Genomic DNA, 24,255 nt, shown 5'->3' with positions numbered 1-24,255 from the left:
CATCAGCGCGGCGAGGCGAGCTCGACCAACAGGGCCACCGCCAGCGCCGCGGAGGCGATGACGAAGAGCAGCGCGTGCGATCCCGTCTCGGCGAAGAGGAAGGAGAGGCCATAGCCGCCACCCGCCTGGCCCACGGCGAAGGCGATGGTGCCGAGGCTCCAGGCCGCGCGCTGGCGCTCGGGGTCGGGGCCCGCGATCTCGCGCAGGCGTCCGAGCACCAGCGGCACGATGCCCGGCACGAAGCCGCCCACGATGATGCTGGAGGCCACCAGCGCGGCCGGGGAATGGCTCAGGACGACCAGCCCCACGGCCGCCACCTGCAGCGCCAGGGCCACACGCAGGGCCGAGCGGAAACCCACCCGGTCGGCCAGGGAGCCCGCCAGCACCGGCCCGGCCATGGCGCCCAGGCCGAAGACCACCCAATAGGCCGCGCCCGCCTTGAGGCCCTGCCCCAGCCCTCGCGCGACGAAATCCACCAGCAGGGTCATATGCGGCACGAGGCCCAGCGCGTTCAGCGCATAGACGAGCGCCAGCAGCCAGAGCGCCCGCGAGGGCCGCAGGCCGGCGCGCGCCGCCGCCACGCGCCGCGCGGCCGGCGGCCACCCGCCCCAGGCCAGCCCGGCCAGCACGAGCGCCAGCAGGCCGAGCTCGATCCAGGTCCGGACCAGCCCGCCTTGCAGCAGCAGCGGCACCGCCGTGCCCGAGAGCGCGATGCCCGCGCCCACACCCGTGAAGATCAGCCCGCCCGCCAGGCCCCGCCGGGCTTCCGGCACGTGCGGCAGGATGGTGGGCGCCACCAGCACCATCAGCATCCCGCCCGCGATTCCCGAGGCCAGGCGCCAAAGGAAAAACCACGCGAAGGAGAGCGGCGCGGCGCAGGCAAAGAAGCTGGCCACGGCCAGCAGCATGGCGCCGCGCATCGCGGCCGTCGCGCCGAACCGCGCCGCCACCCGGCGCGCCAGCAGCGCCCCCGCGAGATATCCGGCGAGATTGGCCGCTCCCAGATAGGCCGCGTCGCCCGCGCCGAACCATCCGGCCGAGACCAGCTCCGGCAGGAGGGGCGTATAGGCGAAGCGCGAGAGCCCGATGCCCAGCAGGCTCGCGCAGAACCCGGAGAGCACCATGCGCCAGGGCGTGGCGGGTGATTGGGCGCCGGTCAGGGACAGGGCTGGCATCGTCGATCTCCTCGCCGGAGATCATGGGATGCGGCGCATCGCGCGAAAAACGATTATATATGAAAGGAGCTATCGTTCCAGGAGATAGGCTATTCCGCCGCCTGGACCTCCCTGGGCCCCGCGCAGGCCGTCTCGACGAAGGCCCGCAGCGCGCTGGAGGCGAAGCCGTCACGGCGGCGGATGAAGAGCGTGTCCACCCGTCCCTCCCGTGCCGGCAGATCATGCACCGCGATGTGCCCCTCCCGCTCGGCCCCACGCACGAGGCTTCGCGGCAGCAGGGTGATGCCGATGCCCGCGGCCACGCAGCCCAGGATGGCCTCGATGGTGCCGAATTCCAGCATCCGCACCTCGCCGACGCCTCGTCGGGCGAGCAGTTCCTCCAGCCGCTGGCGGTAGGAGCACCCGGCGCGCAGCACCACGATCTTGGCGGAACGCGCGGCGAAGACCTCGCGCGGGTCGCGGATCGCGGGGTGAGTGAGCAGCGCGAGATCCTCCCGGAAGGCCAGTCGCTCCTCCAGCTCCGGATGGCCCACCGGGCCGCAGACGAAGGCGCCCTCCAGGCGGTGCTCCAGCACCTCCTGGATCAGCTCGCAGGTCGTGCCGGTGCGCAGCACCAGGTCCACATCTGGATGGGCACCCACGAAATCCGACAGCCGTGCGGAGAGCCGGAGCGCGGCCGTCGTCTCCAGCGAGCCGATGGTCAGCGCACCCCGGGGATGGCCATCGTCGCGAAAGGCGCGGCGGGCTTCCTCCAGCACCTGGCGCGCACGCAGCGCGTAGGGCATCAGCCGCTGCCCGGCGGCGGTCAGCGTGACGCCTCGCGCATGCCGCTCGAAGAGCGCGCCGCCCAGCTCCTCCTCCAGCGCGCGGATACGGGCGGTGACGTTGGACTGCACGGTGTTCAGCTCGGCCGCCGCCCGGTTCATGCCGCCCAGCCGCGCCACCGCCTCGAAGACTTTCAGGTCGCCGATATCCATGAGCCCAGCCTATCACGAAAAGCGATGGCTCGCGCATCTTGCGTGGCGGCGCCCCTGCCCCGACCCTGGCAGCCAGGAGGAACACCATGACCGAATCACCCGTGCTGATGTCCGTCGATGCCCGTGGCATCGCGACCGCCACGCTCAACCGCCCCGCCCTGGGCAACGCCTATAACGGCGAGATGCTGGACGCGATCATCGAGGGCCTGCCGAAGCTGGCCGCCGACCCGGCCATCCGTGGCCTCGTCATCCGGGGCGCGGGCAAGAACTTCCAGGCGGGCGCGGATATCCACTGGCTGAACGCGGCCGCCTCCGCCCCGCCGGAGCAGTCCTTCGCCGCCTCGCTGCAGACGACGCGCGCCATGCAGGTGCTGAACGAGTTCCCCAAGCCGAGCTTCGCCGTGATCCATGGCGCCTGCTTCGGCGGCGGCACCGGCATCGCCTGCTGCGTGGACGTGGCGCTGGCCACCACCGCGGCGAGCTTCGGCATCACGGAGGTGCGCGTCGGCGTCTCGCCCACGCCGATCTCGACGCACATGGTCCATGCCATGGGCCTGCGCCACGCCCGCCGCTACGCCATCACCGGCGAACGCTTCGGCCCGGATGAGGCCATGCGCATCGGCCTCGTGCACGAGGTCCATGCGCCCGAGGCCATCGAGGCGCGGCTGGAGGAGATCATCTCCGCCATGCTGCTCTCCTCGCCGGCCGCCATCGCGGTGACGAAGACGAGCCTGCTGGAATCCAACGGCCTCGTGCTCAGCCAGCACCAGATGACGCAGCTCGCCAACGAGAGCTGGATGGCGCGGGCCAGCGCGGAGGGCCGCGAGGGCCTCGCCGCCTTCCGCGAGAAGCGCAAGCCCAGCTGGGCGGTTTAGCGCGTCTGCAGCAGCAGCCGCGCCACGATGGCGCTGCTCCCGGCGATGCCGAGGGTCAGCGCCATCGGCAGCGCCGTCCCGTTGTGCAGGGCCGAGACCAGCGAGCCCGCCACCGCGCCGAGCCCGAACTGCATCGTGCCCAGCAGCGCCGAGGCCGTGCCCGCCATGTGCGGGAAGGGCGTGATGGCCAGCACGCTGCCGATCGGCGCCACGATGCCCAGCAGCCCCACATAGAGCACGATGGAGACATAGACCGCGTAGAAGGGCGCGCCGGTCAGGATGAAACCCGTCAGCGCCACGCCGCAGCAGGCCACGATGCCGAGCGTGATGGTGAAGACGCGGTCACGCCCGAAGCGCGCGGCAAGCCTGCCGCCGATCTGCGACATCAGGATGAAGCCCGCCGCACCTGCACCGAAGAACCAGCCGTAGCTTTCCGGCGCCACGCCGTAGATCGAGATGAAGACGAAGGGCGAGCCCGCGATGTAGGCGAACATCCCCCCCATCGCGAGGCCGGAGGCGAAGGCAGCGGCCATGAAGCGGCGGTCGAGGATGAGCTGCAGGTAGCTCCGCAACACGGCGGCGACCGAGGCCTTCTTGCGCCGTTCCTCCACCAGCGTCTCGGGCAGGAAGATCAGGCAGAGGGTAAAGGCCGTGGCGCCCACCAGCGCCAGGAACCAGAAGATAGCACGCCAGCCCGCGACGGCCGCGAGGTAGCCGCCCATGAGCGGCGCCAGGATCGGCGCCACGCCCATGATGAGCATCAGGCGGCTCATCATCTTCACCGGGTCGATCTCATGGGCCACGTCGCGCACCACCGCGCGCGCGATCACCATGCCGGCACAGCCCGCCAGCGCCTGCACAAGCCGCAGCAGCACCAGCGCCTCGATGCTGGTGGCCATCGCGCAGAGCGCGGATGCGATCGTGTAGACGACGAGGCCGACGAAGAGCGGAGGTCGGCGCCCGAGCCGGTCCGCCAGCGGGCCATGCACCAGCTGGCCCGTGCCCAGGCCGAAGAAATACGCCGCGAGCGTGAGCTGGGCGCCCTCGATTCCAACGCCCAGATCCCTGCCGATGGTCGGCAGGGAGGAAAGGTACATATCGATGGAAAGCGGCGCGAAAGCGCTGAGAAGGCCCAGCAGGACGGCCAGGCGGTTGTGTCGGCTCATGCGGGAGGCGGTAGGAAGTCCACCTCGTGCAGCGCGGAGAGGCGGACGACCTCGGCCGGATCGGGCACGTTGTGGATGGCTTTGAAGAGGTCATGCAGGCGGCGCGCCGGCGAGACCCAGAAGAAGGCGCGGCCGATCTTGCCGCTCTCGTTGAAGTAGCCGTGCATGATGCCGCGCGGCATGCGCACCAGGTCGCCCGCCTTCGCGAAATGCGTCTGGCCGTCGAGGATCAGCTTCCACTCGCCCTCGAGCATCAGGATGTACTCGTCCTGCGTCGGGTGGATGTGCGGCGGCACGAAGGTGCCCGGCGGGGACAGCGCCTCGAAGGCGAAGCAGTCATCGGTGGAGGCCTTGGGGTGATAGGTCTGGCCCAGGATGTTCCAGGTCACGTCGCCGAGACCGGTGCCGACGCGGGTAATGCCAGCGGTTTCGTTCATGGGATGCCTCTCCTTCGATGGCGGCGGCGATCTCTTGTTGCACCGCAGCACGATTGTTGCCCCAGGCCAACCATGGGCGGCGGGGAGCCTGGGTTTCCCCTGCCGCATAAGTCGTTGCCGAGACGTTCAGACGTGCAGGTAGCGTTCCCGCAATTCAGGCTCGGAAGCCAGCGCCGCGCTATCACCGGTCCAGACCGTGCGCCCGCGCTCGATGATGACGTGCCGGTCGGCCAGGCGCATCACGGCGCCGAGGTTCTTGTCGATGAGCAGGATGGACTGCCCCTCCGACTTCAACTTGCCGATGACGGCCCAGATCTCCGCGCGGATCAGCGGTGCCAGGCCTTCCGTGGCTTCGTCGAGGATGAGCAGCTTCGGATCCGTCATCAGCGCGCGGCCGATGGCGAGCATCTGCTGCTCGCCACCCGAGAGGTTGCGGCCGGAATTGCCCCGGCGCTCCTGCAGGCGCGGGAAGAGGCCGTAGATGGAATCGAGGTTCCAGCGGCCGGGGCGCGCGGTGGCGACGAGGTTCTCCTCCACCGACAGCGTGGGGAAGACCTGCCGCCCCTCCGGCACCAGGCCGATGCCGCGGCGGGCGATGACATGCGGCGCCTCGCCCACCAGCGCGGCCTCGCCGAAGCGGATGGAGCCGCCGGTGACGCGGCCGCCCACGCTGCCGAGCAGGCCCATGATGGCTCGGACGGTGGTCGTCTTCCCCATGCCGTTGCGGCCGAGCAGGGTCACGACCTCGCCCTCGCCGATGTGCAGCGAGACGTCGGCCAGGGACTGGCTCTGTCCATAGGCGGCGGCAAGGCTTTCGATCCGCAGCATCACGCCAACTCGTCCTCGCCGAGATAGGCCTCGCGCACGACGGGGTTCGCGCGGATCTCGTCCTTGGTGCCGCTGGCGATGACCCTGCCCTGCGCCAGCACGGAAATACGGTCCGCCAGCGCGAAGACGGCGGGCATGTCATGCTCGATCAGCAGCACGCCATAGCGCTCGCGCAGCGCGCCGAGGATGCGCAGCAGGCGCTCGGCCTCCTCCGGGCCCGTCCCGGCGAGCGGCTCGTCCAGCAGCAGCAGGCGCGGCTTCATGGCGAGCGCGATGGCGAGCTCGAGCTGCCGCTTCTCGCCATGGGAGAGGACGGCAGCCGGCACGCCCGCGCGGCGCTCCAGCCCCACTTCCGTCAGGGCCGCCATCGCCTGGTCGTTCAGCGCGGCCTCCTGGCCCGCGGGACGGAAGAAGCGGAAGGACGAGCCGCTGCGCGCCTGCACTGCGAGCGCCGCATTCGCCAGGGTCGTGAAGCCCGGAACGATGCTCGTGATCTGGAAGCTGCGCGCGAGCCCCGCCCGCGCGCGCCGCGCCATGGGCATGTGCGTCACGTCGCGCCCGGCGAAGAGCACCGCCCCGGAATCGGGCGTCAGGGTGCCGCTGATCTGGTGGATCAGCGTCGTCTTGCCCGCGCCGTTGGGGCCGATCAGCGCATGGATCTCGCCCTGGCGGAGGTCCAGCGAGACGTCATCCGTCACCACCAGCCCGCCGAAGGCCTTTCGGAGGTTCCGCAGCTCGAGCAGCGCGTCACTCACGGCGCAGCAGCCCGGCGATGCCGCCACGCAGGAAGTAGACGCAGAGGATGAGCAGCGGCCCGAAGATGAGGCGCCAGTGCTCGGTCAGCTTGGCCAGCCACTCCTCGATCAGCACGAAGCTGAGCGCCCCCATCAGCGCGCCATGCGGCCCGGCAAGCCCGCCCAGGATCACCATGAAGAGCAAGTCGCCGCTGCGCTGCCAGGTGAGGTAGGCGGGCGCCACGAACTCCGTCGCATTGGCCAGCAGCACGCCGGAGACGGCACCGATGGCGCCGGCGATGGCATAGGCCGTAAGGCGATAGCGATAGGGCTCGAACCCCACGGCCTGCGCGCGCGTCTCGTTCTCGCGCGCGGCGCGCAGAACGCGGCCGAAGCGGCTCATCAGCAGCGCCTGCACCAGCGCCCAGCTGAGGATCAGCAGCGCCAGGCAGGTGAAGTGGAAGAAGAGCTTGTCCTCCAGCAGCCGCGTGCCGAGGAGCTCCGTGCGGCTATAGAGCGTGTAGCCGTCGTCGCCGCCATAGATCGCGAGGGACGAGGTCGCGAAATAGGCCATCTGTCCGAAGGCCAGCGTGATCATGATGAAATGCACGCCGGAGGTGCGGATGGCGATGGCGCCCGTGATCGCCGCGAAAGCCGCGCCGGCGAGGATCGCGACGGGCAGTACCATCCAGGCCTCGGTGACGCGCGCATGGTCGAGCACCACCACCGCATAGGCGCCCACGCCCAGCATGGCCGCGTGGCCAAGGCTCACCAGCCCCGCGCCGCCGACCAGCAGCGAGAGCGAGATGGCCGCCATGGCGAAGACCATGGCGCGGGCCAGCAGGGTCAGCGAATAGCTCTGGCCGAAGCCGACGAAGGGGGCCAGCGCCAGCGCCGCGAAGATCGCGAGCGGCACGGCGGCGTCGCGCCACTTCATCGGCGGGCCGGGAAGAGGCCGGCGGGACGTGCCGCCAGGATCGCGGCCATCACGATGTAGACCAGCATCGAGGCCAGGGCCGCGCCGGTCTGCCGCGCGGCCGAGGGCGAGAGGAAGAGGCGCATCAGGTCCGGCATGAGCCCGCGTCCCATGGTCTCCACCAGGCCGACCAGCAGCGCCGCCACGAAGGCGCCGCGCACGCTGCCGATGCCGCCGATGACGATCACCACGAAGGCGAGGATGAGCGGCGTGTCCCCCATGCCCGGCTCCACGGAGAGGATGGGTGCCGCCAGCGCGCCGGCGAAGCCCGCCAGCATCGCGCCGAAGCCGAAGACCAGCATGAAGAGGCGCCGGATATCGACGCCGAGCGCGCTGACCATCGGCGCGTTGCTGGCACCCGCGCGCACCAGCATGCCGGCCCGCGTGCGCTCCACGAGGAACCAGAGCAGACCCGCCACGGCGAAGCCGACGACCAGGATGGCGATGCGGTAGGTCGGGTAGAGCAGGCCGTCCATGCCCTGCACGCCGCCGCTCAGCGCCTCTGGCATCGGCATCTGCATGGGCGCGGTGCCGAAGACGGCCTTCACGCCCTGGTTCAGGAAGAGGATGACGCCGAAGGTCGCGAGCACCTGGGAGAGGTGATCGCGGTCATAGAAGTGCCGGAAGACCAGGAATTCCAGCAGCAGGCCAAAGCCCAGCGCGGCCGGCAGGGTCAGCGCCAGCCCCCACCAGAAGCTTCCCGTCCAGGCCGCGAGCGTGGCGCCGAGATAGGCGCCCACCATGTACTGCACGCCGTGGGCGAGGTTGATGAAATCCATCACGCCGAAGACGAGCGTCAGCCCGGCCGCGATCAGGAACAACAGGATTCCGAACTGCAGCCCGTTCAGCGCCTGCACCAAGAGCAGCGTCGCACTCACCGAATCTTCCGCCCCCCGAAAACCCGCCGCGGCTGAACCGCGACGGGCCATTCCATCACGTCAGGACGCGATCAGATGCGGACCGGCATGCGGCAATCGCCCACCCACGGGTCGATGCTGGAGGTGAGCACCTTGCGCACCGTCTCCGTCTGGAACTTGCCGTCCGGACGCCGCGCCACCTGGAGCTGCCAGAAATCCTGCACGGGGTACTGGTTCACACCGAAGCGGAAGGGCCCGCGCACGCTCTGGAAATCGGCAGCCGCGATGGCGGTCCGCAGGGCGTTCTTGTCGGTGAGGTTGCCGCCGACCTTCTTCACCGCGGAATCCAGCAGCCGCGCCGCGTCATAGGTCTGTGCCGCATAGCTTGCGGGGACGTAGTTGAACATGCCCTCGAAGTCACGAACGAAGGCCTGGTTCGCGGGGTTGTCCATGTTCGGCGCCCAGCTGGCGGCCGCGTAGAAGCCGAGCGCGGCCTCGCCCTGCGCGGGCAGCGTCGCCTCGTCCACCGTGAAGGTCGAGAGGAACGGGATGTTGGCGAGGCCCGCCTGCCGGTACTGCTTCACGAGGTTCACGCCGAGGCCGCCGGGCATGAAGGTGAAGATGGCATCCGGCCGCAGCGAGGCGATGCGCGCGAGCTCGGCCGAGAAGTCGAGCTGCGTCAGCGGCACATAGACCTCGTCCACCACCGTGCCGTCGTAGCGCGACTTGAAGCCCGCCACCGCGTCGCGGCCCGCCTGGTAGTTGGGCGTCATCACGAAGACGCGGCGGTAGTTGGAGTCCTTCGCCACCTGGCCCATGACCGAATGGACCTGGTCGTTGTTGTAGCTGGTGGTGAAGAAGTACGGGTTGCATCCGCGGCCCGCCAGCGTGGAGGGCCCGGCATTCGTGGAAATCAGGAAGGTGCCCGACTCCGTCACCGGCCGCACCAGCGCGCCGAGGATGTTGGAGAAGACCACGCCCGCGATGAAATCCACCTTGTCGCGCTCGATCGCGGCGCGGACCTTCGTGACGGCGACGTCGGGGCGCAGCTCGTCATCGATCACGATGGTCTCGACGGGGCGGCCGCCCAGCTTGTTGTCCAGATGCCGCATGCCGAGCATCCAGCCATCGCGCATATGCGTGCCCAGCGCCGCGGCGGGACCCGTCAGCACGGCGACGAGGCCGACCTTGATGGGCGCGGGCTGCGCCTGGACGGCCGGCGCGGCGAGCACGCCGGCGCTGGCGCCGAGAAGCGTGCGGCGGGCAAGGCCCGCGTGGTTCTGGGACGCCATGGGTTGGTCTCCGCGAATTGTTTGAAGCCTCAAATAATCGATACCGCGCCGCAGGCCTGCCATGCAAGCCTCGCGACCCTCATGGTCAGCGGATGATCCGCCTGCGGCAAGGGGGAGAGGACGGTGAAATGGTCCAGGCCGGGCAGCGCCTCCCAGGTGCCGCCCCAGAGTTCCGCGAACGCGCGGCTCTGCCTCAGGAACTCGCCGCTTTCGGCGCCGCCCACGGCGCAGTGCAGCGGACGCCCCGGAGACGGCAGCAGGGCCGGCGACAGCGCGCGGGCCTCGGCGGCGTCGAGGCCCAGGGCCTTGTTGAGACTGGTCTCCACCAGCGGCTCCAGCCAGAAGAGGCCCGAGACGGGCACGCCCGCCGCCACGACCTCCGCGGGCAGGCGCGCCATGAGCGCGGCCGTGAGATGCCCGCCCGCCGAATGCCCCGAGACGACCATGGGCAGGCCCATCCGTGCATGCATCGCCTGCGCGGCGGCCTCCGCCTGCTCCACGATGCGCGCGAGCGGCACGTTGGGGCACAGGTCATAGGACGGCACGCCGACGGCGATGCCATGCTCGAACAGCCCCGCCGCGCAATGGCTGGCCGAGCTGCGGTCCAGCGCCTGCCAATAGCCGCCATGGAAGAAAAGCGCCGCGCCGCGAACGTGCTTGGGCACGAAGAGGTCTATGCGTTCGCGCTCGCCCGGGCCGTAGGCGATCACCTCGGGCGGATGGGCCTCGCGGAAGGCGGCTGCGTCGCGCATCCACTCCGCGATGATGGCGGGGTGGCCGGGCACGCGGGCGCGGTTGTTGTATTCGATCTCGAGCTTCATGCGTTTCATCATAGTCCGGCAATGCTCATGCTGGCACAATCCGGGCGATGCGCGTCTATCTTGCCGGACCAGAGGTTTTCCTGCCCGACCCGGCGGCATTCGGCGCCGCCAAGAAGGCAATCTGCGCGCGCCACGGCCTTACCGGGGTCTTTCCGCTCGACCCGCCCACGCCGATGCCGTCCGGCCCGCCCGACTGGCGGCGAATCCACGCGGCCAACGAAATGCACATCACGGGCTGCGACATGCTCGTCGCCAACCTCACGCCATTCCGTGGCGCCTCGGCCGATTCCGGGACTGTGTTCGAGGTCGGGCTGATGCGCGGCCTGGGGCGGCCGGTCTTCGGCTACACCCACATGCCCGGCGAGTATCGCGCCCGCATCGCCGATGCCCGCCACGACGGCAAGCTCTGGGCGGATGCCGAGGGGTTGGAGATCGAGGATTTCGGCCTCTCCGAGAACCTGATGATCGAGGGCGCCATCCTGGCCTCCGGCGGCGTGTTCCTGCGCGCCGAGGCACCGCTGGACTGGACCGATCTCGCGCTTTTCGAGGCCTGCGTCGCGGAAATCGCGAAGCGCGCGTAACCAGCGGCGCGTCCCTGCCGTAATCCCGGCCAGAGAGGCCAAGGGAGACGGCTATGGAGCAGGTCAAGGCCACGCCCATATGGGCCAGCGTCATCGCCTGGGCGGCGGCGATCTGGATCGCCTACGAATTGCTTTGGTACGAACAGTATAAGCTCACGGGCAACGAGGGCTCGGTCTATCTCTTCACCATCCTCTCCGACTGGCTGGGATCGCCGGGCGGCGAGAAGCCCTTCCGCCTCTTCGTCGGCATCATGGAGATCGCCGCCTCGATCCTCGTGCTGATCCCGCGCACGCAAGGGGTCGGCGGGCTCTTCGCGGCCGGCATCATGGCCGGCGCCATCTTCTTCCACACGGTGAGCCCGCTCGGCATCGATCCCTACGGCGATGGCGGCGTCCTGTTCAAGGAAGCCTGCTTCACCTTCCTGATGGGGCTTCTGGTGGCCTGGATCCGGCGCGCGCAGATCCTGGCGCTGCTGCCGCGCTCGCTGGCCGCGCGGCTGCCCTTCAAGGCGGCGTGAGGCCGTGCCCGCGCCCCTCGCCCGCCCGCCGCGCGACCTCCGGCTCGACGTGCTGCGCGGCTGGATGCAGATCTCGATCTTCATCTCGCATGTCGTCGGCACCTCCCTCGCCTGGGGCATCCACGCGGCCTGGGGACTCTCGGATTCCTCCGAGATGTTCGTGTTGCTCTCGGGCTTCACGCTGGGCTCGGTCTTCTCGCTGAAGCTGGCGCGCGGCGGCGCCGTGGCGGCGCTGCGGGACATGCTGGGGCGCGCCTTCCGGCTCTACCGCACGCATCTCACGGTATTCTTCATGTTCGCGGCCATGGTGATCGCGGCCGACATGTTCGTGCCCATGCCCTTCGCCGTGGACCGCTTCGGCTGGCGCTTCCTGGTGGACATGCCCTGGGCCGCGCTGCCCGCCGCCGCCGCCATGCTCTACCAGCCGGATTTCATGGGCATCCTGCCGGTCTTCGTGGTGGGCATGCTGCTGCTCGGCCCCTTCATGCTCCTGCAGCAGCGCATCGGCGCCTGGGCGCTGGCGCCTTCCTTCCTGCTCTACGTGGCGGCCAATCTCGGCTGGGTCGCGACGCCCGCTCTGGGCGGCACCACGATCGCCTTCGAGCCGCTGGCCTGGCAGTTCATCTACCTGCTCGGCGCCTGGAGCGGCAGGCGCGCCCTGCATGGCGAACCCCTGCCCCGCGCGCCGTGGATGCTCGCCCTGGCAGCCGCCATCCTGATCCTGGGCTTCGCGGCACGGCTGGTGGAACACGGCTTCGTCGCCGGGCCCGGCCTCGCCGCCCTCGCCCTGCAGCACAAGGAGGTCCTGGCCCCCGCGCGGCTGCTGCACGCGCTGAGCCTCGCTTACCTCGTGGCCATCCTGGTGCCGCGCCACGCGGACTGGATGGAGACGGCGCCGGGCCGCGCGCTCGCCGCCATCGGCCGGCACAGCCTGCGCGTCTTCTGCACGGGGCTGTTCCTGGCCTGGGGCGTCTCCCGCATCACGGAAGTCCACCCGGAGCTGGGGCTGATCCTGGTGCTGAGCGGCATCGCCGCCCTCTGGACGGTCGCGGTCTGGAGCGAGGGACGCGTTGCCGCCCGCTCCGCCGCCATCAGGTGAGGCGCCAGGCCTCGCCCTCGCGCGACACCGCGCCATCCTCCTCCAGCATGATGAGCTGGGCGAGCATGCTGCGCCCGGCGGCGCCTACGAGCCTGGGGTCGAGCGGCCCATAGACCGCGCCGACCAGTGCCGCGACCGCGGCGGGCCCATGCTCGCGCAGCGCGGCGACGATCCGGGCCTCGCGCTTCTGCCGGTGCAGGGAAAGGCCGTCGAGGAATGGCATCGGGTCCGGCAGCTTGGGCCCGTGGCCCGGCAGATAGAGCGTGTCCTTCCCCTCGCGCGCGCGCAGCTTCGCGAGGCTCTTCATGAAGTCGCGCATGTTGCCGTCGGGCGGGCTGACGACGCTGGTCGACCAGCTCATCACATGATCCGCGCTGAAGAGGATGCCCGTGCCTTCCAGGGAGAAGCACAGATGGTTCGCGCAATGGCCCGGCGTGTGCAGGGCGGTGAGGCGCCAGCCCTTGCCCTCGATGATGCCGCCATCGGGCACCGTGACGTCCGGCTTGAAATCGTGGTCGCCACCCTCGACGCCCGGCGTGTGCGGGCCGAAGCCGTAGGTCTTGGCGCCGCTCCAAGCGCGCACCGAGCGCGCGCCGGGCGAGTGGTCGTTATGGGTGTGGGAGACGAGGATATGCGTCACCGTCTCGCCCTTCAGCGCAGCGGCGATGCTGGCCAGATGGTCCATGTCCTTCGGGCCGGGGTCGAGGATGGCGACGGAATCGCCCTCGCCTATGATGTAGGTGTTCGTCCCGCGGAAGGTGAAGGCGCTCGGGTTGTTGCAGAGGATGCGGCGCACGCCGGGCGCCACCTGCTCGACTTCGCCAGGCTTCAGCGCGTCTTCGCGCAGGAATGGGACGTTCACGCTTTTCCTCCTGATTTCCGCGCACGGATCATCTCGCGCCGCAGGATGTAGAGGGCGGCCAGGACGATCAAGCCAGCCCCCGCGAAAGTCGCCATCCCCGGCCGCTCGCCAAAGAAGATCCAGCCCAGGATCACCGCCCAGAGGATGCCCGTGTAGGAATAGGCGCCCAGCGAGGAGACCTGCGCGCTGGCATAGGCTTCCGTCAGCATCACCTGCGCGATGCCGCCCACTGCGCCGATGGCGATGAGGATCAGGAATTCCTCCCATCCCGGCGTCACCCAGACGAAGGGCAGCGTCAGCGCCGTGAGCCCCGTCGTCAGAAGGGATTGCCAGATGACGATGGTGGTGGAGCGCTCGGTGGCCGAGAGGTTGCGCACCAGCAGCGTGCTGGTCGCGGAGAAGACGCCGTGGATGGTCGCGAAGCCCATGCCGATGGCGATCCAGGGATCGATATGCCCCCCGAAGGCCCCCTGCCCCAGCGCGATCACCAGCACGCCGAGGAAGCCCACGCCCACCGCGCTGAAGCGGTGAATGCCGACCTTCTCGCCCAGGAAAGGGATCGCCAGCAGCGTCGCGAAGATGGGCGTGGTGTAGGTGAGCGCGGTCTGCTCCGCGAAAGGCAGCACGGTCAGCGAGAAGAAGGAGCAGGCCATGGCCGTCGCGCCCGTCGCGGCGCGCAGGAGGTGCCCGCCGAAGCGCTGCGTCGCAAGCTGCGGATTACCCAAGCGGAACACGATGGCGAGCACCACCGGCATGGCCAGCAGGCTGCGGAAGAACATGATCTCGAAGAAGGGGATCCGATCGCCGACCTGCTTGATCAGCGCCCCCATGATGGTGAACAGCGCGGTGGCGGCCAGCATGAGCAGCGCGCCCCGCCGCGCATCATGCCTGAGCGGCACGGCGAGCCCTTTCCTCGGCGCGGCGCACGCGCTCCCGATGCAGGTTGTAGATGCCGGCCGCGATGACGATCGCGGCACCGCCCAGCGTGCTCCAGGCCGGAACCTCGCCGAAGACGACATAGCCGAGCACGAGGCCCCAGAGCAGCGGCGTGTACTCCAGCGGCGCCAGGGTCGCCACGCTGGCCAGCGCATAACCGCGCGAGAAGAGCATGTGCGCGATGGCGTTGGAGGCGCCGAAGAAGCAGAGCAGCAGGAACATCGAGAAGGACGGGACCAGGTCCGGCTGTCCCGAGGGCGGCCAGAGCGCGCTGACGGGCAAGGCCATGAGGCCGAAGGGGAGATGCATCAGCATCAGCCAGAAGGCGATGGCCTGGGGCGTGTCCGTATCGGCAAGGGTGCGGGTCCAGATCCGGCTCACCGCCATGCCGCAGACGGCGACCAGCAGCAGCACCGTGTCCCAGCGCCAGAGGTCGCCGCCCGGCTGCAGCATCACCATCACGCCGAGGAAGCCCACGCCGCAGGAGGTCCAGCGGCGCCAGCCCACGCGCTCGCCCAGCATGGGAATGGCCAGCAGTGTCATCAGCACGGGCGAGAAGGCCGCGATGGCATAGGAATCCGCGAGCCCGTAACCCGACATCCAGACGATGTACCAGAGCACCGCCACCGCGCAGTGCAGCGCCGAGCGCCCCAGCAGGAGCTTCGTGTTGCGCGGCCGGATGCCACGCCCGCGCGTCATGAGGACGATCGCGATACTGCCCGCCAGGCCGCGCCAGATCAGGGCACCGGACACGCCGATCACCGGCAGGGCGTACTTCACCGCGACATCGGCGAGCGTGATGATGACGAAGCCGAGAGCGGCGATCATGAGGCCGCGAACCGCCGCCTCGCCGCTCGTGGCGCGTCCTAGCTGGGCTTCAGGCAAGAACCGCGTCCACGCTCATGCAGGTGGCGCCCGTATGGTCGCGGGTCTCGGCGCTCGCCTTGCGGCCCTCCACGCGCGCCAGCACGCTCAGTGCGTTGCCTGCGAAGCAGGGGCGGCGGCCACGGAAGGCGAAGCTCTCCAGCCGCATGCCGGGAGCCGCGTCGAGGATCGTCTGCGCCAGCAGCGTCGCCTGCAGCGGCCCATGGACCACCAGGCCGGGATAGCCCTCCTCGCCGGTCGCATAGGGCTGGTCGTAGTGGATGCGGTGGCCATTGCCGGTCAGCGCCGAATAGCGGAACAGCATCACCGGGTCGGGCGTGAGGTCGAGGCGCTGGGTCTCGCCGAAGGCGGGCGCGGCCTCCCCCGCACGGACAGCGGCACCCTCCGCGCCCCGGTAGACGATGTCCTGCTCCTCCGTCACGGCGAGGCCGGCGGGACCTGCGACCTCGTGCCGCACGGTCACGAAGACCAGCCTGCCCGAGCCGCCGGACTTCTCCGAGACCGCCGTGATGGTGGAGATGCGGGACACCGTGTCCCCCACGCGCAGGGGATTCGCCGCGAAGCCGAGGCGCCCGCCCGCCCACATGCGGCGCGGCAGGTCGTCCACCGGCGGCAGGAAGCCGCCGCGCTTCGGGTGGCCGTCCACCCCGATGCCCGAGGGCATGCGCCAGTCCTGGAACAGCATCCAGTGCCAGAGGGGCGGCACGTCGCGCTCCGGCGCCGGGCGCCCCAGCGTCGCGGCCAGCCCCTCCACGAGACGCGCGTCGAGGCGATCCTGCCGGGTCTCGGTGCGGCCGACATAGTCCTCGTAGCTCATGGGTCCCCCCGTTCGAAAATGCGGTAGCTGGCGAAGTCGGAAATGAGACGATAACGCTGGAGCGTGGCGGCAAAGGCGGCATCGCGGCTGAAATAGGCGAGGTGATCCCAGTCGGCGCCGCAATATGGGATGGCGGTGTGCTGGGCCACCAGCAGGGCTTCGGGCGGGCTCTCCGTGAAGTCCCGGATGGTGCGGTCCCACATCAGGCGCTCGCCGGGTCCCATCGCCTCTGGCTCGCGATAGCGCGCGCCTCCCGGCAGGCATTCCTGGTTGGCGCCCTCGATCAGCCAGGTGTTGAGCGTCGTCAGGGTCGAAAGAGCGCCGGCATAATTGATGGCGGGAAAGACCGGATGGATGTCGGGCGACAGCACCAGCACGCGCCCATGCCGCGCCGCCCGTTCCAGCATGCGCTCAAGCGCGTGCGGCCAGGACTGGCGGTAGTTGGCCTCGCGCCAGGGCGCTTCGGGGTTCAGCATGCCGAGCAGGCCCAGCAACCCCGCGCCGATGGCCGCGAAGCCCGGCGCCGCCCGCGCCGCCCTGCCCGCCGGCAGCGCCGCGTCGAGCCAGCGCGCGGCGAGCTGCACGGCGAGCAGCCCGCCCAGCAGCCGGACCGGCATGGCATGGTAGGACCAGGCCCGCCCCTGGATGAGCGCGGCGAGAAGCGCACCCAGCCCGGCCAGCGCCAGCACGGGCGCCAGCCCACCCGGGCGGCGCAGCGCCAGTACCGCGCAGGGCACGAAGAGCAGCGCCGCCGGCGTCAGCCACTCGTTCAGCAGCAGCGCCCGGAAGCCGAGGTGGCTGTGGTAGTATTCGAGGGCCAGCGGCAGGGTGAAGCCGGGATAGTCGGGAAAACTGCCGAAGATCAGCCCGAGATAGCCGAGCCAGACCGCGGCCATGACCCAGGGCACCGGGTCGCGGAACGCCGCGAGGCCCCGCCGGCACAGCACATAGAGCTCCACCAGCGCGGGTAGGATCAGGAAATGCGGTTTCAGCGCGAAGCCCACCGCGGCCAGCAGCGCGGCCGCAAGGCTCGTCGCCCGCGAGGCCGACACGCCTTCCGCACGGCGGGCCGCGAGGACCAGGTAGGGTAGCGCCGCCGCCAGCATCAGGTGCTCGCGCTGGGCGAAGTCGTAGCCTGCGGTCAGCAGGATCAGCGGCAGGCCGAAATCCAGCGCCCGGCGCTCCATCGCGCCCTCGGCCAGGCCACGCCGGAGAGGCAGCGCCGCCACCGCCGACATGAGGCAGAGCGCCAGGACGCAGCCGATCAGCACCGGGATGGGGGGCAGCCGGAGCATGTCGGCCAGGGCGATGACGCCGCGCGTCAGCATGAAGACCAGAGGCGGGTTCATGTCGATGAGGTCGCGGTACAGCGCCTCACCGTTCCGCCACCGCATCGAGAAATCGAGCACGGCCGCGACGTCGTGGTTCAGGGGAGGCGAGACCACCGTGAGCAGGAAGACCGCCGCCGGCAGAAGGGTCAGCACCGCCAGCAGCGCCCGGGGGGCGTTGGCGCTCTGCTCGGGCGGTGTCATGGAATCAGGCCGTGCTCTCTTCGCCGGCACTTTCGCCGCACCGGCTCGATATGCAATGCCATTGCGGCACTTTCCGGGCGGTTTGCCCTGCTTCGGACGCAAGGATGGCTTGCGGTTGCCGCCATGGACGGCGACAAGGCCCCGTGGACGCCGCCGAATACGATCTGATGGATGCGGTCGAGGACCGGATGTGGTGGTACCGCGCCCTGCATGGCCATGCCCTGCGCGCGCTGGCGCCCCTGCCCGCCGACGCGCGCGTGCTCGATGCCGGCTGCGGCACCGGCGGCTTCCTCGCGCGGTTGCGGGCCGCAAGGCCGCAAGCGCGCCTGACCGGCCTCGAATATGCCTGGCCCGCCGCCCGCCGCGCCGCCGCCAAGACCGGTGCGCCCATCGCCTGCGGCAGCGTCAATCTCCTGCCCTTCGCGGCTGGCAGCTTCGACGCCGTCACCAGCCTCGACGTCCTTTCCCATGCCGGTGTCGAGCCGGCCGAGGCGCTGGCCGAGTTCCATCGTGTCCTGGCCCCTGGCGGCCTGCTGGTGCTGAACCTGCCGGGGCATGAATGGCTGAAGTCGGCTCACGATATCCGCGTCCACAACACCCGCCGCTTCGAGCGAGCTGGCGCGGCCTCCATGCTGGAAGGCGCGGGCTTCCGCCCCGCCCGGCCCCGGCATTGGAACAGCCTGCTGCTGCCCCTCATGCTGCTGCAGCGGAAGGTCCTGGCGCGCGGCGACGACGCGGCCTCGGACGTGACGGACTATCCCGCCTGGCTCGACGCCAGCCTCTTCACCATCTGCCGGCTTGAGGCGGCCTTGCTGCGGACGGGGCTGAGCTTCCCCGTCGGCGGCTCGCTGCTCGCCACCGCCATTCGCCCCGGAAACCCCCCATGAAGATCGAAGATCATCCCGTCGGCCTGTCCATCGTCGTGCCCGTCTACCGCGGCGCCGCCACGGTCGGACGCCTGGTGGAGGCCCTCTCGGCGCTCAAGCCCGCCGGCGGCATCGAGATCATCCTGGTGAACGACGGCAGCCCGGACGACAGCGGCGACGTCTGCCGCCGCCTGGCCGAGACGGCGACGGTGCCCCTCACCTATGTCGAGCACGCGCGCAACTTCGGCGAGCACAACGCGGTGATGACGGGCCTTCGCCACGCGCGCGGCGCCTATGTCATCAACATGGACGACGACCTGCAGAACCCGCCCGAGGAGGTCGTGCGCCTCTACGACCATGCGCGGCTGGGCGGCTGGGACGTGGTCTACACCCGCTACGCCAAGAAGGAGCACGAGGGCTGGCGCAACCTCGGCAGCCGCTTCGCCAACAAGGTGGCTGACAGCCTGCTCGACAAGCCGCGCGGCCTCTACCTCTCCTCCTTCCGCTGCATGAGCGCGATGGTGGTGCGCGAGGTCGCGAAGTATTCCGGCCCCTACCCTTATATCGACGGCCTCATCATGCAGGTGACGCAGCGCATCACCTCGATCGAGGTCGCGCACTACGCCCGTGCCGAGGGCCGATCCAACTACAACATGCGGCGGCTGGTGCGGCTGTGGCTGAACCTGGCCACCAATTTCTCGGTCGCGCCGCTGCGGCTCGCGATCTATGCGGGCATTGCCATGGGCTCGCTGGGCTTCCTGCTCGCTGTCTTCGTCATCCTGGAAGCGATCTTCCGCGAGACCCCCTCCGGCTGGGCCTCCAGCATGACGCTCATGCTGCTCATCGCCGGCGTGCAGTTCCTGATCCTCGGCGTGCTGGGCGAGTATGTCGGCCGCGCTTTCCTCTCGGCCAACGGCAAGCCCCAGGGCGTGGTGCGCGAGGTCATCGGCCCGGCCCAGAAGGTGACGCAGGAATGATGATCCACTGGGTCGCGCTGGCCGCCGCCATCTGTTCCTCGCTGGTAGGGCAGGTGCTGCTCAAGGCCGGCGCCGAATCGCTGAACGGCGTGGGCTTCATCGAGCAGATGCTACGCTGGCAGACGCTGCTCGGCCTCTGCTTCTACGGCACTGGCGCGATGCTCTACATCGCGGCGCTGCGGAAGATCCCGATGAGCGTCGCCCTGCCCTGCACCGCCGCGAGCTACGTGGTGATCGCCCTCATCGGCTGGTGGTTCTTCGGCGAGGCGCTGGGCACGCAGAAGGTCGCGGCCATCAGCCTGATCGCGCTCGGCGTGGTGGTGCTGGCGAGCGCCTGAGCCGCCGGGCGGCTAGCGGCGCTGCGGCCCCATCTCGCTGAGCTCCAGGTTCTGCTGGGCGAGGTCCGCGGCCATGCTGTCGGGCGCAAGCTCGATGGCCCGGCGCCAGTCCTGCCGGGCATTGGCGACATCGCCCTTGAGCTGGCGGATGATCCCGCGTTCCAGCAGCCCTTCCACATTGTCGGGCGCCAGCGTCAGGGCGCGATCCACGGCCTGCATGGCCTGGTCGGCCCGATCCAGTCGGCGCAGGGCCGCAGCGCGCAGCACCCAGGCCTCGGCTCGCTCCGGCTCGATGGCGATGGCCGCGTCCAGATCCTGCAGCGCCTCGGTGAAGCGGCGCAGCGCCGCCAGGACCACGGACCGGTCCACCAGCAGCTCGGGATCCTCGGGCGAAAGGGTCAGCGCAATGGTCGCCGCCCCATAGGCCCGGTTGGCGTCGCCCGCCATCATCCAGGCCTGAGCGGCTTGGCCAAAGACGGCGGCACGGGCCACCGCGCCAGCCCGCGTGCCATTGCCCAACCGCTCCAGCCGCTCGGCCGCGCGCTCCGGCTCGCCCAGCCCGATCGAGGCGAGCGCGATGCAGTGCCGCGCGCCATCGCCGCCGCCCGTCGCGTCCCAGGCCTGGGCGAAGCGCATCGCCTCCTCGGGATCGTTGCGGAGGAGTTGCAGGCAGCGGTCGTAATCCGGCCCATCCGCGATGCGCGGCATCTCCGGCGGCAGGGGAAGCGCATCCGCCGGAGGGGATGGCGCAGCGGGCGTCAGGGTCGGCACGCCGCCCTGCAGGGCGGTTTCGACCCGGCCGCCCGGCGGGGCCAGCAGATACCATCCGGCCGCCGCGACGAGGGCGGCGGAACCGAGAGCGAGGGAGGCGATGCTGCTTTTGCGCACGCCGCGATCCTAAATCACTTGGCCCAGGACTGGCATCTGCGATGACACGTCCAGGGCGGGGGGCGGACATGCGATCATCAAGGGTGCCTTAGAGCAAAGCCCGCCGGCGCGATATCGGGCAGCGGAGGAATTTGCACAGAAGAATGAAGGGTGTAGCCGCCAAAGCGCAGCCGCGCGGAAGGCGCCCCGGCGGCGGCCGGGCTGTACGAGGCCGCCAAAGCCGTTTACCCGCGATGGGAGAAGCTCCAGAAACCGGCATCATGAACGGCCTCAAGCCCACCCTGGCCCGCCTGGCGGCGGGAGAAACCCTCGCCGAAAGCGAGGCCGAATCGGCCTTCGGCATCATCATGGCCGGCGAGGCGACGCCCGCGCAGATCGCCGGCATGCTCATGGCCATGCGCGTGCGGGGTGAGACGGTTGCGGAAATGACCGGGGCTGTCCGCGCCATGCGCGCCCGCATGATCCCCGTCGAGGTGCCCGGCGGGGCGGTCGATATCGTGGGAACGGGCGGCGATGCCTCGGGCAGCCTCAACATCTCGACCGCCTCGGCCATGGTCGTGGCCGGCGCGGGCGTGCCGGTGGCCAAGCACGGCAACCGCGCCCTCTCCTCCCGCTCGGGCGCCGCGGATGCATTGTCGGCGCTGGGCATCAACCTCGATATCCCGCTGGAGCGCCTGCCCGAGACCCTGCGGGAGGTGGGCATGGTCTTCCTGCTCGCCACCCGGCACCACGCCGCGCTCCGCCACGCCGGCGGCGCCCGGGTGGAGCTTGGCACGCGGACGATCTTCAACCTGCTCGGCCCCTTGGCCAATCCGGGGCGCGTGAAGTTCCAGATGACGGGCGCTTTTTCGGCAGACTGGCTGCAGCCCATGGCCGAGACGCTGGGCCGCCTGGGCACCGAGCGCGCCTGGCTGGTTCATGGCCAGGGCATGGACGAACTGGCCATCTCGGGCCCCTCCGAAGTGGTCGAGCTGTCGGGTGGCCGCACCCGCCGCTTCAACGTGACGCCAGAGGATGCGGGCCTACCCGTCCATCCGATCGAAGCCATCAAGGGCGGGGAACCCGCGGAAAACGCCGTGGCGCTGGTGGAATTGCTGGAAGGCAAGCCGGGGGCCTATCGCGACATGGTGCGGCTGAATGCCGGGGCTGCCCTGCTGGTCGCCGGACGCGTGGCCACTCTCCGCGAGGGTGCCGCCCTCGCGGCCGAGAGCATTGACACCGGCCGCGCTCTGGATGTTCTAAATCGCCTGCGCCGCGTGACGAACGCGGCCTGAAACACCATATGTCCGCATCATGAACATCGAAGTCACTTCCAACACGGCCTTCTCCGACACGCTCGCGCGGATTCTGCGCGACAAGCGGGGCGAGGTGGAGGCCGGGAAGGCCGCTATCCCCCTCGCAGAGATGGAGAAGCGCGCGCTCGACCAGCCCGCGCCGCGCGACTTCATGGGCGGGCTGTGCCGCGCCATCGGCGAGGGCCGCACGGGCCTGATCGCGGAGATCAAGCGCGCCTCGCCCTCCGGCGGCCTGATCCGCGAGCCCTTTGCGCCGGCCGAGCTGGCCCGCGCCTATGAGAGCGCCGGGGCCTCCTGCCTCTCCGTGCTGACGGACGGCAAATACTTCCAGGGCAATGCCGACCACCTGCGCGCCGCGCGCGCCGCCTGCCGCCTGCCGGTGCTGCGGAAGGACTTCATGATCGACCCCTGGCAGGTCTTCGAGGCCCGCGCGATGGGCGCCGATGCCGTGCTGCTCATCATGGCCGCGCTCTCCGACGCCGATGCCCAGGCCCTGGAAGATGTCGCACGCAGCCTCGACATGGCCGTTCTGGCAGAGGTGCACGACGCCCGTGAGATGGAACGTGCCCTCGGCCTGCAGACGCGGCTGATCGGCGTGAACAACCGCAACCTGAAGACCCTCGAGACTGACCTGTCCATCAGCGAGGAGCTGGTGCCCCTGGTCCCGGCGGACCGCATCCCCGTGGCTGAAAGCGGGCTGCGCAACCCTGGCGACGTGGCGCGCATGGCCCGCGTCGGCGCGCATTGCATCCTCGTCGGCGAGCATCTGATGCGCCAGCCCGACGTCGCGGCGGCGACCCGCGCGCTCCTCGGGACGTGACGCTCACCCATTTCGACGAAGCCGGACGGGCAGCCATGGTCGACGTGGCCGCCAAGCCCGAGACCGAGCGCCGCGCGGTCGCGCGGGCGCGGGTTGTCATGGAGCCGGCGACCCTGGCCCTCATCGCGGAGGGCCGTGCGGGCAAGGGCGATGTCCTGGGCGTGGCCCGCCTCGCCGGCATCATGGCCGCGAAGCGCACCTCCGACCTCATCCCCCTCTGCCATCCGCTGATGTTGACCAAGGTCTCCGTGGACCTCCGCATCGCCGAGCCGGACGCGGTCGAGATCGAGGCAGAGGTCCGCGTCACCGGCCGCACGGGTGTCGAGATGGAGGCGCTGACGGCGGCCTCTGTCGCCGCGCTCACGGTCTACGACATGGTGAAGGCGGTGGATCGCGGCATGCGGATCGAGGATCTGCGCCTCGTCCTCAAGGAAGGCGGCAAGTCCGGCCGCTTCGAGGCGCCGGCGTGATTTCGGTCGGCGAAGCGCGCGGCCGTATCCTCGCGGGCCTGGCGCCGACCGGGCCCGAGACCGTCCCTCTCGCCGCCGGCTGGAACCGGGTGCTGGCGCGGCCCGTGATCGCGCGTCTGACGCAGCCCCCCGCCGACGTCTCCGCCATGGATGGCTACGCCGTGCGGGCGGCCGATGCGGTGGAAGGCAACATCCTGCGCCTCTCCGGCGCCTCGCCCGCCGGCAAGCCCTTCTCGGGCGAGGTCGGCCCCGGCGAGGCGGTGCGCATCTTCACCGGGGGGTTCGTGCCGCCGGGCGCCGACACCATCCTCATCCAGGAAAACGCCGAGGCGCTGGCCGAGGGCGTGCGCGTGACCGAAGGCGTGGCCGAGGGCCGCCACATCCGCCGCCGCGGCCTGGACTTCGCCGAGGGCGGCGAATTGCTGCCGGCGGGCCGCCGCCTCACGGCGCGCGACGTCGGCCTGGCGGCGGCGGGAAACCATCCCTGGCTCATCGTCCACCGCCGCCCGCGCATCGGCATCCTGGCGACAGGCGACGAGATCGCGCTACCCGGCGAGGCCCTTCCCGCCGGCGGCATCGTCAGCTCCAACGCGCACGCGCTGGCGGCCATGGTGGCCTCGGCCGGTGGCGAGGCGGGGATCCTCCCCATCGCGCCGGACGATCCGGCGGCGATCGCCTCGCTGGCGGGCAGCGGCGGCTACGACCTGCTGGTCACGACAGGCGGCGCGAGCGTGGGCGAGCACGACCTGGTGCAGAAGGCTCTCGGCCGCGACGGCTTCGTGCTGGATTTCTGGCAGATCGCCATGCGGCCGGGAAAGCCGCTCATCTGGGGCCGGCTGGGCTCGACGCCCGTCCTCGGGCTGCCGGGCAATCCGGTCTCGGCGCTGGTCTGCGCGGTGATCTTCCTGCTGCCCGCGCTCGCGCGGATGCAGGGACTGGCCGATACAGCGCCGCCCGTGGAATCCGCCATTGCCGGCGCGGAATTACCCGCCAACGACAAGCGGGCGGACCATCTGCGCGCCACCCTCGCCCGTGACGATGGGGGCCGCTGGGTGGCGACGCCGAACGCCCGGCAGGACAGCTCCATGCTGGGCGTCCTGGCCCGTGCCGATGCCCTTATCCTGCGCGCCCCTTTCGCGCCCGCCGTGCCGAAGGGCGAAGCGGTCGAGGTCATCCGGCTCCAGGCGCTGGGCGTCTAGGGCACGCCGCGTCCTCTAGGGCTCCATCAACCCA

General features: G+C 70.4%; 27 protein-coding genes. 11 read left to right on the top strand and 16 right to left on the bottom strand.

Going from position 1 to position 24,255, the window contains the following annotated elements; translation table 11 throughout:
- Nucleotides 1-2: 2 nt before the first annotated feature.
- The gene (locus WJM96_RS17870) at nucleotides 3-1,175 is read right to left on the bottom strand and encodes a YbfB/YjiJ family MFS transporter (RefSeq protein ID WP_424813893.1); all 1,173 of its coding nucleotides are present in this window, start codon (nucleotides 1,173-1,175) and stop codon (nucleotides 3-5) included.
- 89 nt (nucleotides 1,176-1,264) lie between these two features.
- Complete coding sequence (locus WJM96_RS17865) at nucleotides 1,265-2,152, bottom strand: LysR substrate-binding domain-containing protein (protein WP_424813892.1); 888 nt, start codon at nucleotides 2,150-2,152, stop codon at nucleotides 1,265-1,267.
- Nucleotides 2,153-2,238: 86 nt separating this feature from the next.
- Between WJM96_RS17865 and WJM96_RS17860 the strand changes: the two genes are divergently transcribed.
- The gene (locus tag WJM96_RS17860; protein ID WP_424813891.1) at nucleotides 2,239-3,027 is read left to right on the top strand and encodes an enoyl-CoA hydratase-related protein; all 789 of its coding nucleotides are present in this window, start codon (nucleotides 2,239-2,241) and stop codon (nucleotides 3,025-3,027) included.
- Here the strand turns inward: WJM96_RS17860 and WJM96_RS17855 are convergent.
- From WJM96_RS17855 to WJM96_RS17820, 8 genes are all read right to left on the bottom strand, one after another.
- Entirely contained in the window at nucleotides 3,024-4,193 is a 1,170-nt protein-coding gene (locus tag WJM96_RS17855) for a Bcr/CflA family multidrug efflux MFS transporter (RefSeq protein WP_424813890.1), read from the bottom strand. The two genes, WJM96_RS17860 and WJM96_RS17855, sit on opposite strands and share 4 nt — an antisense overlap.
- Nucleotides 4,190-4,630 (bottom strand): cupin domain-containing protein, encoded by a 441-nt coding sequence (locus tag WJM96_RS17850; RefSeq protein ID WP_424813889.1) that lies wholly within the window; start codon nucleotides 4,628-4,630, stop codon nucleotides 4,190-4,192. The genes WJM96_RS17855 and WJM96_RS17850 overlap by 4 nt, the downstream gene beginning before the upstream one ends.
- Before the next feature lie 126 nt (nucleotides 4,631-4,756).
- The gene (locus WJM96_RS17845; RefSeq protein WP_424813888.1) at nucleotides 4,757-5,458 is read right to left on the bottom strand and encodes an ABC transporter ATP-binding protein; all 702 of its coding nucleotides are present in this window, start codon (nucleotides 5,456-5,458) and stop codon (nucleotides 4,757-4,759) included.
- Entirely contained in the window at nucleotides 5,458-6,213 is a 756-nt protein-coding gene (locus WJM96_RS17840) for an ABC transporter ATP-binding protein (RefSeq protein WP_424813887.1), read from the bottom strand. Before WJM96_RS17840 ends, WJM96_RS17845 begins: the two co-directional genes overlap by 1 nt.
- Nucleotides 6,206-7,129 carry a branched-chain amino acid ABC transporter permease gene (locus WJM96_RS17835; protein ID WP_424813886.1) on the bottom strand — a complete coding sequence of 308 codons (924 nt, stop codon included), beginning with the start codon at nucleotides 7,127-7,129 and terminating at the stop codon, nucleotides 6,206-6,208. The genes WJM96_RS17840 and WJM96_RS17835 overlap by 8 nt, the downstream gene beginning before the upstream one ends.
- Nucleotides 7,126-8,046 (bottom strand): branched-chain amino acid ABC transporter permease, encoded by a 921-nt coding sequence (locus tag WJM96_RS17830; protein ID WP_424813885.1) that lies wholly within the window; start codon nucleotides 8,044-8,046, stop codon nucleotides 7,126-7,128. The genes WJM96_RS17835 and WJM96_RS17830 overlap by 4 nt, the downstream gene beginning before the upstream one ends.
- A 71-nt stretch (nucleotides 8,047-8,117) precedes the next feature.
- Entirely contained in the window at nucleotides 8,118-9,317 is a 1,200-nt protein-coding gene (locus WJM96_RS17825) for an ABC transporter substrate-binding protein (protein ID WP_424813884.1), read from the bottom strand.
- A 29-nt stretch (nucleotides 9,318-9,346) separates the two neighbouring features.
- On the bottom strand, nucleotides 9,347-10,138 hold the full coding sequence (locus tag WJM96_RS17820) for an alpha/beta hydrolase (RefSeq protein WP_424813883.1): 792 nt from the start codon (nucleotides 10,136-10,138) through the stop codon (nucleotides 9,347-9,349).
- 47 nt (nucleotides 10,139-10,185) lie between these two features.
- Between WJM96_RS17820 and WJM96_RS17815 the strand changes: the two genes are divergently transcribed.
- The 3 genes from WJM96_RS17815 to WJM96_RS17805 are packed head-to-tail and all read left to right on the top strand — an operon-like array spanning nucleotide 10,186 to nucleotide 12,336.
- Nucleotides 10,186-10,719: a nucleoside 2-deoxyribosyltransferase gene (locus WJM96_RS17815; RefSeq protein WP_424813882.1), complete on the top strand. Its 534-nt coding sequence runs from the start codon at nucleotides 10,186-10,188 to the stop codon at nucleotides 10,717-10,719.
- A 53-nt stretch (nucleotides 10,720-10,772) separates the two neighbouring features.
- Complete coding sequence (locus WJM96_RS17810) at nucleotides 10,773-11,237, top strand: hypothetical protein (RefSeq protein WP_424813881.1); 465 nt, start codon at nucleotides 10,773-10,775, stop codon at nucleotides 11,235-11,237.
- Nucleotides 11,238-11,241: 4 nt separating this feature from the next.
- Complete coding sequence (locus WJM96_RS17805) at nucleotides 11,242-12,336, top strand: OpgC family protein (protein ID WP_424813880.1); 1,095 nt, start codon at nucleotides 11,242-11,244, stop codon at nucleotides 12,334-12,336.
- Here WJM96_RS17805 and WJM96_RS17800 read toward each other — a convergent pair.
- From WJM96_RS17800 to WJM96_RS17780, 5 genes are read right to left on the bottom strand one after another with little or no spacing between them, the layout of a single operon-like run.
- Nucleotides 12,329-13,198, bottom strand: a complete 870-nt coding sequence (locus tag WJM96_RS17800; RefSeq protein WP_424813879.1) for an MBL fold metallo-hydrolase — start codon at nucleotides 13,196-13,198, stop codon at nucleotides 12,329-12,331. The two genes, WJM96_RS17805 and WJM96_RS17800, sit on opposite strands and share 8 nt — an antisense overlap.
- The gene (locus WJM96_RS17795) at nucleotides 13,195-14,097 is read right to left on the bottom strand and encodes a DMT family transporter (RefSeq protein WP_424813878.1); all 903 of its coding nucleotides are present in this window, start codon (nucleotides 14,095-14,097) and stop codon (nucleotides 13,195-13,197) included. Before WJM96_RS17795 ends, WJM96_RS17800 begins: the two co-directional genes overlap by 4 nt.
- Nucleotides 14,081-15,019, bottom strand: coding sequence for a DMT family transporter (locus WJM96_RS17790; protein WP_424813877.1), 939 nt, complete (start codon nucleotides 15,017-15,019; stop codon nucleotides 14,081-14,083). The genes WJM96_RS17795 and WJM96_RS17790 overlap by 17 nt, the downstream gene beginning before the upstream one ends.
- Nucleotides 15,012-15,836, bottom strand: coding sequence for an FAS1-like dehydratase domain-containing protein (locus tag WJM96_RS17785; RefSeq protein WP_424813876.1), 825 nt, complete (start codon nucleotides 15,834-15,836; stop codon nucleotides 15,012-15,014). The genes WJM96_RS17790 and WJM96_RS17785 overlap by 8 nt, the downstream gene beginning before the upstream one ends.
- Nucleotides 15,833-17,368, bottom strand: a complete 1,536-nt coding sequence (locus WJM96_RS17780; protein WP_424813875.1) for a hypothetical protein — start codon at nucleotides 17,366-17,368, stop codon at nucleotides 15,833-15,835. Before WJM96_RS17780 ends, WJM96_RS17785 begins: the two co-directional genes overlap by 4 nt.
- Nucleotides 17,369-17,511: 143 nt before the next feature.
- On the opposite strand from WJM96_RS17780, the gene WJM96_RS17775 reads away from it, so the two are divergent.
- The 3 genes from WJM96_RS17775 to WJM96_RS17765 are packed head-to-tail and all read left to right on the top strand — an operon-like array spanning nucleotide 17,512 to nucleotide 19,549.
- Complete coding sequence (locus WJM96_RS17775; protein ID WP_424813874.1) at nucleotides 17,512-18,255, top strand: class I SAM-dependent methyltransferase; 744 nt, start codon at nucleotides 17,512-17,514, stop codon at nucleotides 18,253-18,255.
- Nucleotides 18,252-19,211 carry a glycosyltransferase family 2 protein gene (locus WJM96_RS17770; protein WP_424813873.1) on the top strand — a complete coding sequence of 320 codons (960 nt, stop codon included), beginning with the start codon at nucleotides 18,252-18,254 and terminating at the stop codon, nucleotides 19,209-19,211. Before WJM96_RS17775 ends, WJM96_RS17770 begins: the two co-directional genes overlap by 4 nt.
- Complete coding sequence (locus tag WJM96_RS17765) at nucleotides 19,208-19,549, top strand: DMT family transporter (RefSeq protein ID WP_424813872.1); 342 nt, start codon at nucleotides 19,208-19,210, stop codon at nucleotides 19,547-19,549. Before WJM96_RS17770 ends, WJM96_RS17765 begins: the two co-directional genes overlap by 4 nt.
- A gap of 12 nt (nucleotides 19,550-19,561) precedes the next feature.
- On the opposite strand, the gene WJM96_RS17760 is transcribed toward WJM96_RS17765, so the two are convergent.
- Nucleotides 19,562-20,437: a tetratricopeptide repeat protein gene (locus WJM96_RS17760; RefSeq protein WP_424813871.1), complete on the bottom strand. Its 876-nt coding sequence runs from the start codon at nucleotides 20,435-20,437 to the stop codon at nucleotides 19,562-19,564.
- A gap of 260 nt (nucleotides 20,438-20,697) precedes the next feature.
- On the opposite strand from WJM96_RS17760, the gene trpD reads away from it, so the two are divergent.
- Genes trpD through glp form a run of 4 tightly spaced genes read left to right on the top strand, consistent with a single transcriptional unit; the run spans nucleotide 20,698 to nucleotide 24,221 of the window.
- On the top strand, nucleotides 20,698-21,711 hold the full coding sequence (gene trpD, locus WJM96_RS17755) for an anthranilate phosphoribosyltransferase (protein ID WP_424813870.1): 1,014 nt from the start codon (nucleotides 20,698-20,700) through the stop codon (nucleotides 21,709-21,711).
- A 19-nt stretch (nucleotides 21,712-21,730) separates the two neighbouring features.
- Nucleotides 21,731-22,552 (top strand): indole-3-glycerol phosphate synthase TrpC, encoded by an 822-nt coding sequence (trpC, locus tag WJM96_RS17750; protein ID WP_424813869.1) that lies wholly within the window; start codon nucleotides 21,731-21,733, stop codon nucleotides 22,550-22,552.
- Entirely contained in the window at nucleotides 22,549-23,022 is a 474-nt protein-coding gene (gene moaC / locus WJM96_RS17745; RefSeq protein WP_424813868.1) for a cyclic pyranopterin monophosphate synthase MoaC, read from the top strand. The genes trpC and moaC overlap by 4 nt, the downstream gene beginning before the upstream one ends.
- Nucleotides 23,019-24,221 (top strand): gephyrin-like molybdotransferase Glp, encoded by a 1,203-nt coding sequence (gene glp, locus WJM96_RS17740; RefSeq protein ID WP_424813867.1) that lies wholly within the window; start codon nucleotides 23,019-23,021, stop codon nucleotides 24,219-24,221. The genes moaC and glp overlap by 4 nt, the downstream gene beginning before the upstream one ends.
- The last annotated feature ends 34 nt before the right edge of the window (nucleotides 24,222-24,255 follow it).

It is taken from the genome of Roseococcus sp. YIM B11640 (genome assembly GCF_049727625.1).
Classification (GTDB): domain Bacteria; phylum Pseudomonadota; class Alphaproteobacteria; order Acetobacterales; family Acetobacteraceae; genus Roseococcus.
This window is presented reverse-complemented; position numbering and strand designations above follow the sequence as displayed.